The organism is Pseudomonas taiwanensis (assembly GCF_013393345.1).
Classification (GTDB): Bacteria; Pseudomonadota; Gammaproteobacteria; order Pseudomonadales; family Pseudomonadaceae; genus Metapseudomonas; species Metapseudomonas resinovorans_C.
In genome coordinates this window covers 133,106-146,171 of sequence record NZ_QJRF01000040.1, presented here as the reverse complement: position 1 = coordinate 146,171, position 13,066 = coordinate 133,106, and the positions used below count along the sequence as shown (strand labels likewise).

At 57.4% G+C, this 13,066-nt stretch carries 12 protein-coding genes and 2 pseudogenes; 7 read left to right on the top strand and 7 right to left on the bottom strand.

Features of this window, described 5'->3' with window-relative positions; all coding sequences use genetic code 11:
• Positions 1-68: 68 nt before the first annotated feature.
• Positions 69-287, bottom strand: coding sequence for an AraC family transcriptional regulator ligand-binding domain-containing protein (locus DM872_RS30855; protein ID WP_179058720.1), 219 nt, complete (start codon positions 285-287; stop codon positions 69-71).
• A gap of 400 nt (positions 288-687) precedes the next feature.
• Between DM872_RS30855 and DM872_RS30850 the strand changes: the two are divergent.
• Positions 688-840 (top strand): annotated as a pseudogene (locus DM872_RS30850) (hypothetical protein); the annotation flags it as partial.
• Between the two features lie 39 nt (positions 841-879).
• Here the strand turns inward: DM872_RS30850 and DM872_RS06670 are convergent.
• From DM872_RS06670 to DM872_RS06660, 3 genes and pseudogenes are all read right to left on the bottom strand, one after another.
• On the bottom strand, positions 880-1,824 hold the full coding sequence (locus DM872_RS06670; protein WP_179058719.1) for a SphA family protein: 945 nt from the start codon (positions 1,822-1,824) through the stop codon (positions 880-882).
• A 320-nt stretch (positions 1,825-2,144) separates the two neighbouring features.
• Positions 2,145-3,195 (bottom strand): annotated as a pseudogene (locus tag DM872_RS06665) (site-specific integrase).
• A 142-nt stretch (positions 3,196-3,337) separates the two neighbouring features.
• Positions 3,338-4,624 carry an ATP-binding protein gene (locus tag DM872_RS06660; protein WP_179058718.1) on the bottom strand — a complete coding sequence of 429 codons (1,287 nt, stop codon included), beginning with the start codon at positions 4,622-4,624 and terminating at the stop codon, positions 3,338-3,340.
• On the opposite strand from DM872_RS06660, the gene DM872_RS06655 reads away from it, so the two are divergent.
• Positions 4,611-5,342, top strand: coding sequence for an HAD family hydrolase (locus DM872_RS06655; protein WP_256873305.1), 732 nt, complete (start codon positions 4,611-4,613; stop codon positions 5,340-5,342). The genes DM872_RS06660 and DM872_RS06655 overlap by 14 nt on opposite strands.
• A gap of 24 nt (positions 5,343-5,366) precedes the next feature.
• Here DM872_RS06655 and DM872_RS06650 read toward each other — a convergent pair whose 3' ends face one another.
• From DM872_RS06650 to DM872_RS06640, 3 genes are all read right to left on the bottom strand, one after another.
• A complete protein-coding gene (locus tag DM872_RS06650; RefSeq protein WP_179058717.1) occupies positions 5,367-6,299 on the bottom strand; it encodes a tyrosine-type recombinase/integrase in 933 nt (310 codons plus the stop codon).
• 1,409 nt (positions 6,300-7,708) lie between these two features.
• Positions 7,709-8,671, bottom strand: coding sequence for a bifunctional GNAT family N-acetyltransferase/nucleoside diphosphate kinase regulator (locus tag DM872_RS06645; RefSeq protein WP_179058716.1), 963 nt, complete (start codon positions 8,669-8,671; stop codon positions 7,709-7,711).
• A gap of 71 nt (positions 8,672-8,742) precedes the next feature.
• Positions 8,743-9,090: a hypothetical protein gene (locus tag DM872_RS06640; RefSeq protein WP_179058715.1), complete on the bottom strand. Its 348-nt coding sequence runs from the start codon at positions 9,088-9,090 to the stop codon at positions 8,743-8,745.
• On the opposite strand from DM872_RS06640, the gene DM872_RS06635 reads away from it, so the two are divergent.
• The 5 genes from DM872_RS06635 (at position 9,089) to DM872_RS06615 (ending at position 12,997) form a co-directional block, all read left to right on the top strand.
• Positions 9,089-9,331 (top strand): hypothetical protein, encoded by a 243-nt coding sequence (locus DM872_RS06635; RefSeq protein WP_179058714.1) that lies wholly within the window; start codon positions 9,089-9,091, stop codon positions 9,329-9,331. The two genes, DM872_RS06640 and DM872_RS06635, sit on opposite strands and share 2 nt — an antisense overlap.
• A 312-nt stretch (positions 9,332-9,643) precedes the next feature.
• Entirely contained in the window at positions 9,644-10,891 is a 1,248-nt protein-coding gene (locus DM872_RS06630; protein ID WP_179058713.1) for an alpha/beta hydrolase, read from the top strand.
• Between the two features lie 14 nt (positions 10,892-10,905).
• Positions 10,906-11,334 (top strand): hypothetical protein, encoded by a 429-nt coding sequence (locus DM872_RS06625; protein ID WP_179058712.1) that lies wholly within the window; start codon positions 10,906-10,908, stop codon positions 11,332-11,334.
• Positions 11,335-11,336: 2 nt separating this feature from the next.
• Entirely contained in the window at positions 11,337-12,404 is a 1,068-nt protein-coding gene (locus DM872_RS06620) for an alpha/beta fold hydrolase (RefSeq protein ID WP_256873304.1), read from the top strand.
• The gene (locus DM872_RS06615) at positions 12,401-12,997 is read left to right on the top strand and encodes a GNAT family N-acetyltransferase (RefSeq protein WP_179058711.1); all 597 of its coding nucleotides are present in this window, start codon (positions 12,401-12,403) and stop codon (positions 12,995-12,997) included. Before DM872_RS06620 ends, DM872_RS06615 begins: the two co-directional genes overlap by 4 nt.
• Positions 12,998-13,066 lie beyond the last annotated feature (69 nt).

The following is a 13,066-nucleotide window of genomic DNA, read 5'->3' as shown; positions in this document are numbered from 1 at the left end:
GTCCACTGACGATCATCTCTGCCCGTACCGGATGGTGGCCACGCACTGGTACCTCGAGGATGCTCGCTTCAAATGCCAGGCGTGTTTGATGGCAGTTGCACATGCACACCAAACCATCCCACGTACTCCTCATGGTTCGGCGGACGTGGATAGTCGAACTCTGCGTACAGCGGTGTCACGGGATGCAGACAGCCCTCGCGTAGCTGGGTCATGATCACCACGAGTGTGTGTTCGCTGTAGTACTGGCGCAGTCGCTCCGAGTCTTCCACCCTGACCTCCAAAATCAACTGACCGTTCTCCGTTCAGCGTGGGTATTCACTACTACCCCCGCCTTCATTTTGGTGGAGGTGATCCAAAGGAATTTGTCATCGACATTGTTGCTGGGCGACGCCTGAATGACGCCATCCGTGCCACTACGTTCGCGGCTCCGCTTCAAGACGGCGCTGCCGGTTTTTTGAACTGGCCGTGAGCGACTGAGCGAAGAGGAGGAGGGCTGCGGCCACTATGCCCGCCAGCGGTTGGAGATGGCCAAGGAGCCGGTGGTCAAGCCGGGGCAGCCCATGGCAAAAAATGTCTATCCAGGCACCTGCGCGACCTGCCACGGTCGGCACGGTGAAAGTTACGCTCTGCTCAAGACCCTGAACCTTCGCATCCTCGATGCCGCCGACCTGGAACGCTAACTGATTCCTGAGCGCGGATGTTCAGGTGGCCCTGCGGTCCATCCAGTCCGAGTCGGTGCTGCTGCAATTCGGCGACCTGCTGGCGGGGCAGGCAAATCGTCGAGCGCTGACCCGTATCCGGTTAGGGGGTGGGGGGAAGGTCCGCTGCACGCTACGCTAGCCCAGTGTCCTGCCTGAGCTTTCGGTCCTCTCCGGAAGGTCAGAGCTCGAACGGAATGCTGAGCTTAGCCCACAGCATGTCGCCCTCCGGGCGGTTCTCCACGTCGAACTCCTTGGCCCAGCGGATCTCGGCGCTGCAGTACTCGAGGAAGGTGTAGTGCAGTGCCGGGCCGATGGCGAAGACCTGGCCGCGCACGCCGTCATCCACATCCTCGCCGAGGAACTGCACGGATCGTCCATGCTGTTTGTCGTCGGTGGTCTGCTTGAGGTAGTAGCCATTCAGCCCCAGGCGCAGGTTTTCGGCCACCCGATAGCTGGCCGAATAGTCGAAATGAAAGATCTGCCCAGAGCGATAGTCAGTGTCGTGGTTTTCCTTGTTGAAGCTGTAGGTAGCCTTCAGCGACAGTTCGGTGCGTTCCGTGGGCAGCAAGGTGAAGGAAAACAGCGGCTTGTACGTGTAGAAGTTGTTGCTGGTGTTGGCCAGCCGGCCGGGGTCGTAATCGCCGGTGGGAATGGTGATTTCCAGCGCGGCGCCCAGGGTGAGGTTCTTGCCCATGTCCCAGAGGATGATCGGGGCCAAGGTGGTGTCACCGATGCTTTTCCGCTCGTCGTTCAGGCCAAATGCGGAGACCCGCTGCCGTACGTAGGGTACGGCGACGTAGCCTCCCAGCCGCCCCCCGAAGACCCGCAGCGGGCTCACGTAGTCCAGGCGCGCAGTGATCGAATCCGAGGTGATCTCGGCGCCGGGAACCTCGCCTCCTTGGGAGCTGATGTTCAGCTTTCTGGCTTTGTAATGGTTGTAGTAGAGAACGAAGGCGAACAGGTGGTCGGGCAGGTTGTCCACGTCCAGGGGCAGGGTGAAGAAGCCATCGGTTCCCGGCGCGATGTTGTCCACGCCGTTCTCGGTGGCGTGGGCGGTCGCGCTGAGGGCCAGGATGAGGCAGGTCGCCACACGCAGCGGCGTACGCGCAAGGGTCGAAGTCATGTTTGCGCTCATCATTATTGGATACGGAGTGGCAGGTCTTGGCCCTGCTCTAGGTATAGGCCGAATTGGCCGTTGGGGCAGAGGTATTGGCGGTCAGCGAGCGTGCGTTCATGCATGGGGTCTTCCATCGCCATGATCTCCGCTGTTTAGATGATAGCTTCTTTGCAATTGAGTCAGGGGCCGCGAGACGAGTGTCCGATAGGAACTTGTCTGGACCAGACTTGATGATCAGACATTGGAATCGACCAGCAAAATATTGGTGAGCACGGCTGCAGCCAGCAAAACCTGATACAGAACTGTATGTAGGACCCTCAACGCAGTTAGCGCTTAACAGGAAGGCGCTTGACCGAATGTGCCCGCTGCTCGTCCAACGAGTTGTAATAGGTGTTCTGGGTAGTGCTGAGGCTGTTGTGGCGCAAGTCAGCCTGTAGGTCCTTCATATCCCGGTGGGGTGCATCGAAAGTAGCGGAGGTATGCCGCAACCAGTGGAGCGAGGCCGAGCGGAGTTGGTCGATCTCGTCGTCATTCCAGCCTTCCAGGGCCATCCGCGCCAACGTGCTGTCGAACACGTCTTGCAACAGCAGTCGGAGATGCCGATCGGACAGGCCACCTCGTCCCTTTAGGGTGCTGATCAGCGGCGCTTTCTCATGGGCGGAGGGTAGGGGAGAGAGCTGCAGGTGTTGGCGATAGCGCACCAGATAGCTCTGAATGTAGTCATCGCGGATGCTGATCTTCGCCGCCTTATTGCCCTTGCCCACCACATGGAACCACCAGTTGCCCGTGCTATCACGGCGGATGTCGCCCATGGTGGGTGTCCAGTTATCACGCCCAACCAGGTCAGGTACCCGCAAGTACATGGAAAATAGGGTGGCAACGATGAATAGCGTGCGTTCATGGATCGGATCGAGGGCGACGAGGGTTTCATCGGCGATCTTGCGTTCGCGCTTGGCCACCGTATGACTGAACGGCCGCCAGTGCTCATTGATGATATAGGTATCGGTATTCAGTTTCTTGCGGCCACCGACGCGCAAGAAGCGGGATTTCACCACAGGGCCGATCCAGTCGGCTGGCGGGTTGAGGCAGAACTACATGAAGATTTCGGCATCCCGTCGACGCAAATCGACGAGGGGCTTGGCCGCCACCAGCAGGGACCAAAGAAGTAGCCGCTCGACATGAGTCCTGTAGGAGTTGTAGGTGGCCTCGTTGCCCGCGTAGGACTTCAGAAATCCGCGGACCGCTCGATAGCCCTCAGCCGCCGGCACAGCTCAGGACAAAGTCCCGAACCAGGGGAAGCTCTCCATTGAGGTTGAGAAAGTTGAGCTCGTGAAATCGATCGAAGGTCTCGAAAAGCGGTTGCGGATGCCGCGGCATGGAAATGGTCAACCTGGGTAAGTGCATCTAGATTGGTGCTTTCGGCGCAGCATAGAGCAATATCCGGGTCTGGTGATTATCGGATATTACATCTCAAGAAAGTGGACTCACCCTTCCAGCAATACCAACTGATGTAAGAGTGTTATGGCTGTTTATCCATGAATCTACGGATGAACTGGTCAAACAGGGGAGCCGCGAAGGACGTTCCGGCATCATCCGAGCTCCAGAGCAGCTCTTGGTCGATGAGACTGCGCCGTACAAAGTCCACCGCTTCGCACGGCATGCCAAGGGACCTGGAAATTTCGATTGCATGGTGCGGGCCTGTACCAAGTTCAGCCATGGCCCATAGATAGCGTCGCTCGGCTAGGGATAATCGATCTGTGCCAACCGCAAAGAAGTTTTGATCCAACGCCGCCATCACTCGCGGCATTGCAAACTGCACCACGTCGACGGTGAACTGATTTCTCGGTGCAGTATCCCAAAGGCATTTTCCCCATTGCTGAATGAAGAAGGGGTAACCTTTGGCGAGATCGAGAACCAAGTCAGCTGCAGCTTCGTCCACAACGACCCCGTTGTCCTGGGCCGGTTTCACCAATGCAGTCCTAGCGTGTTCTGGATCCAGAGGTCCCAGTTCTGCATATTCGAAGAGTCGTTCCGTATAGGGCTTTAGGCCACTGGCTTTACCCCTCAAATTAGGGTAGCCGGCACCCACCAGAAGAATCGGGAGAGCCCCTTGTGCGCTCCTATGCATTGCTGCAATGAGTGCTGCTAATTGTCGCTCGTCGAGACGATGTAGGTCGTCGACCAAAATGACAACGGAAGCTTTGGCCAACTGTGCCGCGCTTCCCACCTGCGCGAACACTTCTGTCAAATCCCCCTCTAGGTCACCGTTGTCCGCGAAGCCTGGCTCTGGCTGGTAGCATCCGCTGACAGGAATATCTCCATAACGCCCGTTCAGTGCTCTGACAAAACCAGTGAGCCCCCGAAGGCCCCGGGAAGCAGCCGCCTGAGCTGACTCTACTCGCTCAAGCCTTAAGAGAACTGTTTGTAAACCAGGCGTGAGCAGAGCAGGAAGGGACAATTGAGCATGCGCTTTAACGTACACGATGAGAGCATTTGAAGCTTCAGCGTCATCTCGAAGCTGGTTCAAAAGCGTGGTCTTTCCGACACCCCGTAAGCCAACCACAACGATACCTTTAGCGGATCGCCCGATTCGCACACGCTTTAGCGCAACGAGAAAGCGATCGCGCAAACCTTCACGCCCGACCAGATCAGGAGGTTTTGCGCCAGAATTTGGGGTATAGGGATTGTAGAAACGATCCATATATAGAGAAACTAGGCTGTTTATGAAGAAAAGAGAAACTCGCCGAAAACCAAAATACACCGCAAGCCAATAATAATAGCAGCACGAAAATATGGCCAAATCCATTTTCGATGACACCGCCCATGGCCTCACCTTTAGTAAACACACAAGTAAAGCTTTATCTTTAGTAAGCACGAAAGCACGAGGGGTTGAAATGGAAAGCATTGTAGAGGCTGTTGTTTTTGACGTGTACGGAACACTCCTTCGCCACGGCGAGGCCCGCCATCCATTTCGAGAGTTGATGAAATTGCTACGTAGCCAGGGGCGCAGACCACACCCCGATGACGCGCGAACGTTGATGACAAATAACGTAGGACTCGCTGGTGCTGCGGCGCTCTTTGACTGCCACCTGAGTCACGCCAAATTGTCTGAACTGGAGCACGATCTACATTTCGAACTGGCAAACATCAAAGCATTTGAGGATGGGCTAGTTGCCCTAAATATGCTTCAAAACGCGGGTTTCAAGCTCGGTGCGTGCTCCAATCTGGCGGCGCCGTACGCCATACCTGCCTATCTCTTACTTCCCAAGTTTGATGTCTATGCTTGGAGCTTTGAAATCGGCGCCATCAAACCAGAACCAGCGATTTATCGACATCTGGTAGATACCTTCGGCTGCGCCCCGAGCTCTATTGCAATGATCGGTGACACGTTCGAGGCGGATGTGGCTGGTTCCTGTAGCGCTGGTCTCCGTGGTTTCCATTTGCAGCGCGAAACTGCTGACTTCAACGAATTTGAGGATCTCGTAAGCTTTGCAGAGTGGCTCATAAAAACCGCGAAAGGTTAAATGTGGGCATGAAGGCGATGAAAACTACTGGGACTTTCGAATGATTTCACCCACATCAGCCTCGGATCGCTGGTCGTAGCAGAGCGCTCGGTTAAGTGTGCTCAACCTCAGCGCCTTTCGCCCAACCAGGACTCCGTGCTCCGCTATGATTGTCGCACCTACCGTCATCCGAGCATCCTGCGGTCGCACGGGCATCTCCAAACCAGCCAACTTCGACACCTGCGTACAGATGAAATGGACTCCGCGACCGGTTAAAGCGGTTCCGGTAAGGTCGCCGCCTTTCCTTATTCTGCAGAAAAAAGGACCTTCAGAGGGTAGATCTCTCGCGCTGCGAAAATTCATCCAAGCGCATAGATAAGGAAGAGCCCATTCTGCAAGGTGCAGAGTAGTGATGCTCCCCTGAATGCTGTTCAGAGTAAGAGTTCCCTGTTCTAGATGTACATTTTCCACCCGAAGCTGTACAGCCTCCGTACGTTTCAACCCAGAACCAAACAATACGGCGATCAACGCGGCATCACGGACACCCTGTGGGCGAGGATCTTCGCTGGCCGCCTTGAGGAGTGCAGTTCGCACTCGACGCTCAACCACTTTCCACTTACCCTGCATATTGTATCTGCCTCTCATCGGTCGAATTCGCCGAAAATCGGTAATTTGATCGGCAGAAATGAGCCGCCAGGAATACAACTCCCTGGCTAGTGCCTTGAACGAATTCATGTAGAGCTCTATGGTAGTAACGGCAAGTCCTTTCTCAGACCAATGCTCAACCAAATCATGTAGTCCCCTTGCATTTACGGAACTCCAATCCGTTGATTCTATATCACCACCAAACCCCAATCCTTCAGAAACTTTCCGCAAAGCATATGTGAATGTTTCTCTAGTCCCCATGGAGTATTTAGATAGAAATGCCGATAAGACTTGGCTATTTAAGCCATGCGATCCGTCACGAGTTTTTTTCAAAGATTATTCTCCTCAGTAAAACAAAATAATCCCTCGAACGAAAACACTTTTCACCGCTTCGCTCCGTCAAATCTCATTGAGGGCCGGAGAGGTAGATTCAGTCTTGGCGCGAATCACATCTAGGCACTATTAAAGACTGTTTTCCGCAGTGCGATTTTTTTGGCATGCATGCGAGCAAGCGACCACGCGAAGGCTAGCAACAAGGATTAATGTTCGACTCGTGACGAGCAGGTCGGATGGCTGGTATCTACGGAGCAGGAACTTCGTGGCGCCTCAGGCCCAAGGACTCGGTACACGAGTTGTGTTCCAGCCACCGCGAAGGGGTGATTTTTCGCAGTGCGAAATTTATCGGCCGCGCGGGCCGCAAGCGAATGGACAACCCATCAGAGCTCAAGTACGACAATGCAACATCTGAAGCAGCGTAGCTCTGCAGCGCCACGGAGCAATCGGCGGGTCACACGAGCTACATACCGGCCGTAATGAAAGGCTGTTTTTTTTCGCACTGCGAAATCTTCCGGTACGCAGGGATCAAACGAAGAGGATCGCGCGCGAGTGCTAATGAAGCATCGAAGGCTTCGCTAAGGGCTAATCGAATAGCAGTCGAGCCCAGCAGTCTACTTTTTAACTGACATCGCGACAGCGCGCCAGAAAGTCCACTTTTTAGCCAACGATGATCTGCTGTCGCTCTTTGTGAGCCCTCTAGCACGCGGGACTCCAAAGCAAGCACGTATTCCTATAGAGGAGAGCTGCGGGTAAAAAAAGCTGCCGGCCGCGCAGCAAATAACCTCAACTTGATTCTCGCCATTCCGCTATAACGCATTGAATAGATTGGGTTTCTACTTTTTAGCCATCAGCAGTCTATTTTTTAACCGTTACTCACAAGATTGGAAGGTTGGCCTGGCACCGCTCCATACATAAGTACGCATAATCTATATTATGGTAAATCGCATATTTGGTTGGGCGCAGACCAATGTGATTTCGTCCCTCCCCCAGTAAAAGCGCTCAGAACTAACAAGTCGAAATTTCGAGAACTGATTCTTTGAAAAATCGCTTGCCGCACATTCGAGAAGCTTTAGTTGCACTTCCTCCTTCTACCGCGACGCACTCCCTCGCGTACGTCCGACAAGGCGAAAACCGGCTACCCATGCGATTCCAAGCTCGGTAAATCGTGTCCCTCGTGGGTCAGTTCCAGGGCGAAGCTGCGCCGAGCCTCGGTGCTCAGCTTTCTTCTGAGCAGGTCACGCTTTTCCAGCCAATCCAGCAGGCCAGTCAGCCGTATGCTTCAGCACTGCCATAGACGGTGAACGGCGCGGCCTGTGGCAGACGGTCCGCATCAGGTACGCAAAGCGCGTCCCCGTCCGTTGGGGGATCTTCGCGCCTGATGGACGAACACTGAGCTAAAGGCGCAATTACAGGTGGAAATCGCCCGCGGCCTCTGGCTGGTAAAGCACTTTCCTGATCTCAATCCGGCGGGTCCGACCAGAAATTCGCCAGTCGATGGCGTCCCCCTCCTGATAACCCAGGATGGCGGCGCCGATGTCGGAACACACGGAATGCTTCCCAGCGCTGCTGTCCGCGTCTTCAGGGTAAACCAAGGCCACTTCGATCTCTTCGTCGTCCAGCTGCAGCAAGGCCCTAGAGTTCATCGTGACGACATTGCGCGCCACCTGCTGCGGCTTGACGACAATGGCTCGCTCTAGCTCATGTTCGAGTTCAACAACGGCCGGGCTTTGCTCGAGCACGATCAGACTCTCGAGCCTGGCCTTGTCGATTTCAGTGATGTAGATCCCAGTGGAGTCGCCAACGCCACCTTCGCGCAATAACTGGAGATAGCGCCCCGCCGTCATGGAAAATGACTTCAATGCCGGCGTTTCGCTCTCAAGCAGAAAGCCGCTGCGCAGAAAGGCTTTCAGCGAGCGCGCGTTGTCCGGGTGAATCTTGGCGATGAGCTTCTCGGCCCGCATGTCGAGGAAGGCCAGTTTCATGCCTTCGCGGATCGTGCGGGCGCCAAGGTTTCGGCCCCATTTGTCGCTGTCTCCGATGACCAGGACTATCTCGCAATTCGAGCCGGTCTTGATGAGACGGACAAAGCCCACCGGGGCGTCATGCCGGTCATAGGCCATGAAGAATCGGCCGCCCCGGTTGAATAGATGGGTCAGGATCGGCGATTGAGTCCGATCGATGGCTTGCTCGATGGAGCGGGAGACATGACGCGAATCGCTGAGATAGCAGGTGACGCGCTCATCCTCCAACCAATCCATCAGCGTCAGCGCGTGTGCCCGAGTAATTTCAGGGCACAGCGAAATGAAAGGCTTGTTCATCTTCACCACACTTACTTGTAAAGGATGAAAGCCCTTCATGGCTATGGTCATGACGGTTCTTTCGGCAACCGGCTATTTTAAAACATAACGCGAGTAATGCCGAACAGCCTGCGCACTTTTCCTTAGTAAGCGGTTCTGTTGAGCCAGCGGCCAAAGCGTTCAGTATGCAGGGGCTCTAGGCTGCCCAGATTCGAATGCATCCTGGCCCGAAGATGGGTATTTCCTTCGCCGGTATCGGGTCTCCATCCCCAGGGGCCGATCTGGAACTGCCACATGCTCATCCATTCGAAATCGGTCTGCTTACGCCGCTGCCGCCATTCGACGCGCCCGCGACTCTCGACGATCCATTCAGGTGCGCCCTTTGCATAGCCAGCATCAGGCCGCCAGGGGTCCTCAATAACCCGGGCGTAGAGCGTCGATGCCGGAAACCCAGGCTCGATACGAACATTCGCGTCGAAGGGCAATGACATGGATAGAAAGACCTTGGTCCTGCTGGAAGAACTGTTCGAGCAAGCAGCTGCAGATGTGGAAGCAAGCGGGTTCGCAAGATCAAGCGCCCAGCTCGAGACCCCGACTCGCGAACTGGTCCAGGAGGCCGGGGAATTTCTGCTGGAGATGGCGGCGGTTCGTTTTCCAGCACTTGATGCTTATGTCTCATCCAGCGCGGATGGAGCCATCACGCTGGTCCTGGATTACCAGCGGACGCGATAACGCATCTGCCCTCCCCTCATTCCGGCTGGACTAGCACTGAACCTGTAGGAGCGAGCTTGCTCGCGAACAGCCTGGGCGGGATCTTTTCGCGAGCAAGCTCGCTCCTACAGAAAATCCGATTTCACCTGTCAATGGGAGCATTTCGAATGTTCCCGGTGAGAGTGGGCCACCCCGCCTAATAGGAGTGGTTCCGACCCTCGTATGGCTGGATATCGTGAGCGCAGGCAAGCCATTCGCTCACCCAGACCATCGGAGGTCGTCCACTTGAACGCACACGGCAGTAAAACCAAACCCTCGGCTAAGCCGTCAGATGTGACCCTCTCCAGCGAGGGCATGCCGCGAATCCGTCGTGGCGCCGATCTGGATGGCGATGCCAGGAACCTGCTGCGGCTGGTCAACCTGGCGACGCGCCTGCGCCCGGTCGAAAAATATTCGCTGGCGCAGACCCGTCAACTCTGGCGGCTGTCCGCGCTGGCACTGGGCAGGCAGGTGCCGGTGGCTGCGGTCAGTGAAGTGCAGATCGAAGGGCCAGGCGGCTCCATTGCGTTGCGGGTCTTCAGGCCAGCCCAAACCGGCGAGCTGCTGCCGGCCTTCGTCTGGTGCCATGGCGGTGGCTTTATCGTGGGCGACCTCGACAGCGGAGAGTCCATTTGCCGCAACATCACGGCTACTGCCGGCTGCGTCAGCGTTGCCGTTCGCTATCGCCTGGCACCGGAGCACGACCTGAACGCCGGCCGCGAGGACTTTCTTGCCGCCTTGAAATGGGTTGCCCAGAACGGTACCGAACTGGGCATCGACAGCAGCCGCCTGGCCATTGGAGGTGATTCCGCGGGCGGCAACATCTGTGCGGCGGTGGCCCAGGAATGGGCGCGCTGCAAGGGTCCCCGGCTTGCCCTCCAGGTACTCGCCTACCCGGCAACCGATCTGCAGCAGGAATTCCCGTCGCTGGCCGAAAACGCCGAAGGCTACTTCGTCAGCAATCAGCTGCTGGGCATGATTCGCGAAGTCACCGCCAGTGCCACCGAAGCTCTGGACCCCACGGCGCCATGGCTTTCTCCGCGACGCAATCCGAATCTCGACGACCTGCCGCCGGCGTTGGTCATCAGCGCCGGTTTCGACCCCATTCGCGACGACGGCCTCGACTATGCCAACCGTTTGCGCGCTGCCAAAGTGCCGGTGGAGCTGCTGCACTACCCAGGCGAATTCCACGGTTTCCTCAACTTCGACGCTGTGGTCGGCGCGGGGCGTGATGCCCTGTACAGAACCGGCATGGCCCTGGCGCATGTGTTCGCGGGTGAGTCCGCTGCAGATCGCACGCTGGAAATCAGCGACCAGTCGCCCAAGACGTCCTTTGGCGAGATCGGTGCCTCCCTGCTGGCCGCCCTGACTGCAAGCCACGGCTGGAGAGACGCGCTCCTGCGCCAACTGTCCCCTAGGCTGGCCTGCGCATCGCAGTGGCTCCTGAGGCCCTGGCTGGCACCATCGGCCGCTATTCGACTTCGGCTTGCCAATCGTTTCGAACAACAAGTCGTGGAACAGACCTACCCCACGAACCCCTGAATCCGGAGTCCGTCATGGCCAATACGAAGTTCCCAGACCCTCTGCAATTCTGTCGCGACACCCTCACCAAGCTCGAGAACGGCATCAACCAGTTCGCCACCCGTAAAATGGAAACGGTGGAATTCGCCGAGACGCTCAGCCGTTTCAACAAGGTCTCGCTGGGCGTCCAGTACACCCTGGACAAATCCCTGGCGTGCTTCTTCGAACGACTGGATCTGCCCAGCCGAACGGAGGTCGCCTCGCTGGCGGCTGCCGTGCAGCGGGTGGAAGAAAAACTCGAAAGGCTTTTGCCGGACATACCCGATGAGGCATTGGTGCCTCGTCCGCCGCGCACCCGCATTCCCATCGAAATCGCCCCGGAACAGGCCCTGAACGAGGCCCGGACGCGAGCCGGGAAGCCCAAGGCCAGTGCCCCTGGCCGTCGGGCCCGGAAGGAGAAGTGAGCATGACTTTTGACTGTGCTCTTGCAAACCAGGTGCGTACAGAAGTCCGGCGAATGGTACAGCGGCGCCTTAAAGGGCTCGAGTACATTTCCTCTCCCCGTCCCGAATCCGGGACCAGCCCGAAGACGCTGCTGCATCGTCGCGGCACGCTCAGCCTGTATCACTATCACGCCACCGCGGATGAGGTGTATCGGGTCCCTCTGCTGCTGGTGATGGCGACGACCAACAGGGCCTACCTGTTCGACCTGGCCAAAGGCCAAAGTCTGATCGAGTTCCTGTTGCGCCGTGGGCACGACGTCTACGTGGTGGACTGGAACCCGCCGACGCAAGAGGAACGGCACCTGATGATCGAGAACTACGTGCTCGACTTCATCCCGGATTGCATTCGCCGCGTCCAGGCGGACTCCGGTACCGAGGAAGTGACCCTGGTCGGCTACTGCATGGCCGGTATTCTCTCGAGTATCTACGCCGCGCTGAACCCGGACGGTCCGTTGAAGAACCTGGTGTGCTTCACGCCTCCCGTCGATTGGTCGCAGATTCCCTGGCACCGCAGCCTTGCTCATCCCGACCACTTCGATGTCGACGAACTGGTCGAACGACTCGGCGTCATTCCGGCACGGATGATCATGAATGGCTTCGACATGCTCAGGCCCGCCGGGCGCATTGCCGGCAAGCTCAGGCTCTGGGACAACATGTGGGATGAGAACTACGTCAGGGGCTACCGCATGATGACCGGATGGGGCGACGACACCCTCCCCCTGGCTGGCGATTACTACCGCCAGACCGTCAAGGAGTTCCTGTGGAAGAACAGCCTCAGCAACGGCACCCTGCGCATCAGCGGGCAGCCGGTCGACCTTGGACGGATCAAGGTTCCCCTGCTTAGCGTCGTTGCCCGGCACGACACTCTGGTACCCCCTGCGGCCGCCCGTCCGCTTCTGGAAATGACCGCCTCCCTGGACAAGGAAGAACTGGTACTGCCGGGGGGCCATGTCAGCCTGGTAGCGGGACCGGCAGCGGTGAAACGGATGTGGCCGGCACTTGATCAATGGTTAGGGAAACGCTCCGTATGAAACAGAATGCCCAACGCAAATACCCACGCACGCTATCGATCAACGACAGAAACATCGAAATTCGTCCGCTGCACCCCGATGACGCACCTGCACTCAATGCCTTCATCCAGGCGGTGCCGATTCACGACCGCCTTTTCGTTCCCCGCGATCTCGGCCACCCCAAGGTGATCAGGGCGTGGCTATCCGCTCTGGATAGCGGTGTCACCAGTCTCGCCGCCTTCGTGGACGGCGAGATGATCGGCTGCTCCGCGGTGGTCAGCGATGCGCTGTCCTGGTCGGCCCATGTCGGCGACCTACGGGTCCTGGTGCGTCCCTCCTGGCAAGGTCGCGGCCTGGGACGCGCGCTGATTCAGGAGAGCTTCAAACTGGCACTCGGCATGGGCCTGGAAAAGCTGACGGTGCAGATGACCGTGGACCAGAGTTCAGCTATCGCCGTGTTTGAACGGCTGGGTTTCCAACCGGAATCCGTGCTGCGCAATCACGTGAAGGACCTCGACGGTCACCGCCACGACCTGGCTCTGCTTAGCCTGGAGGTCACCGTATTGCACCAACGCGCCTACGAACGCGGCATGTCAGACGCCCTTCACGGCTGATCCGCTGCCGAGGCGCTCACGCTATTCGAGTGAGCGCCTCGAGGCCCACCCGCCCTCGCCCACTCCCAT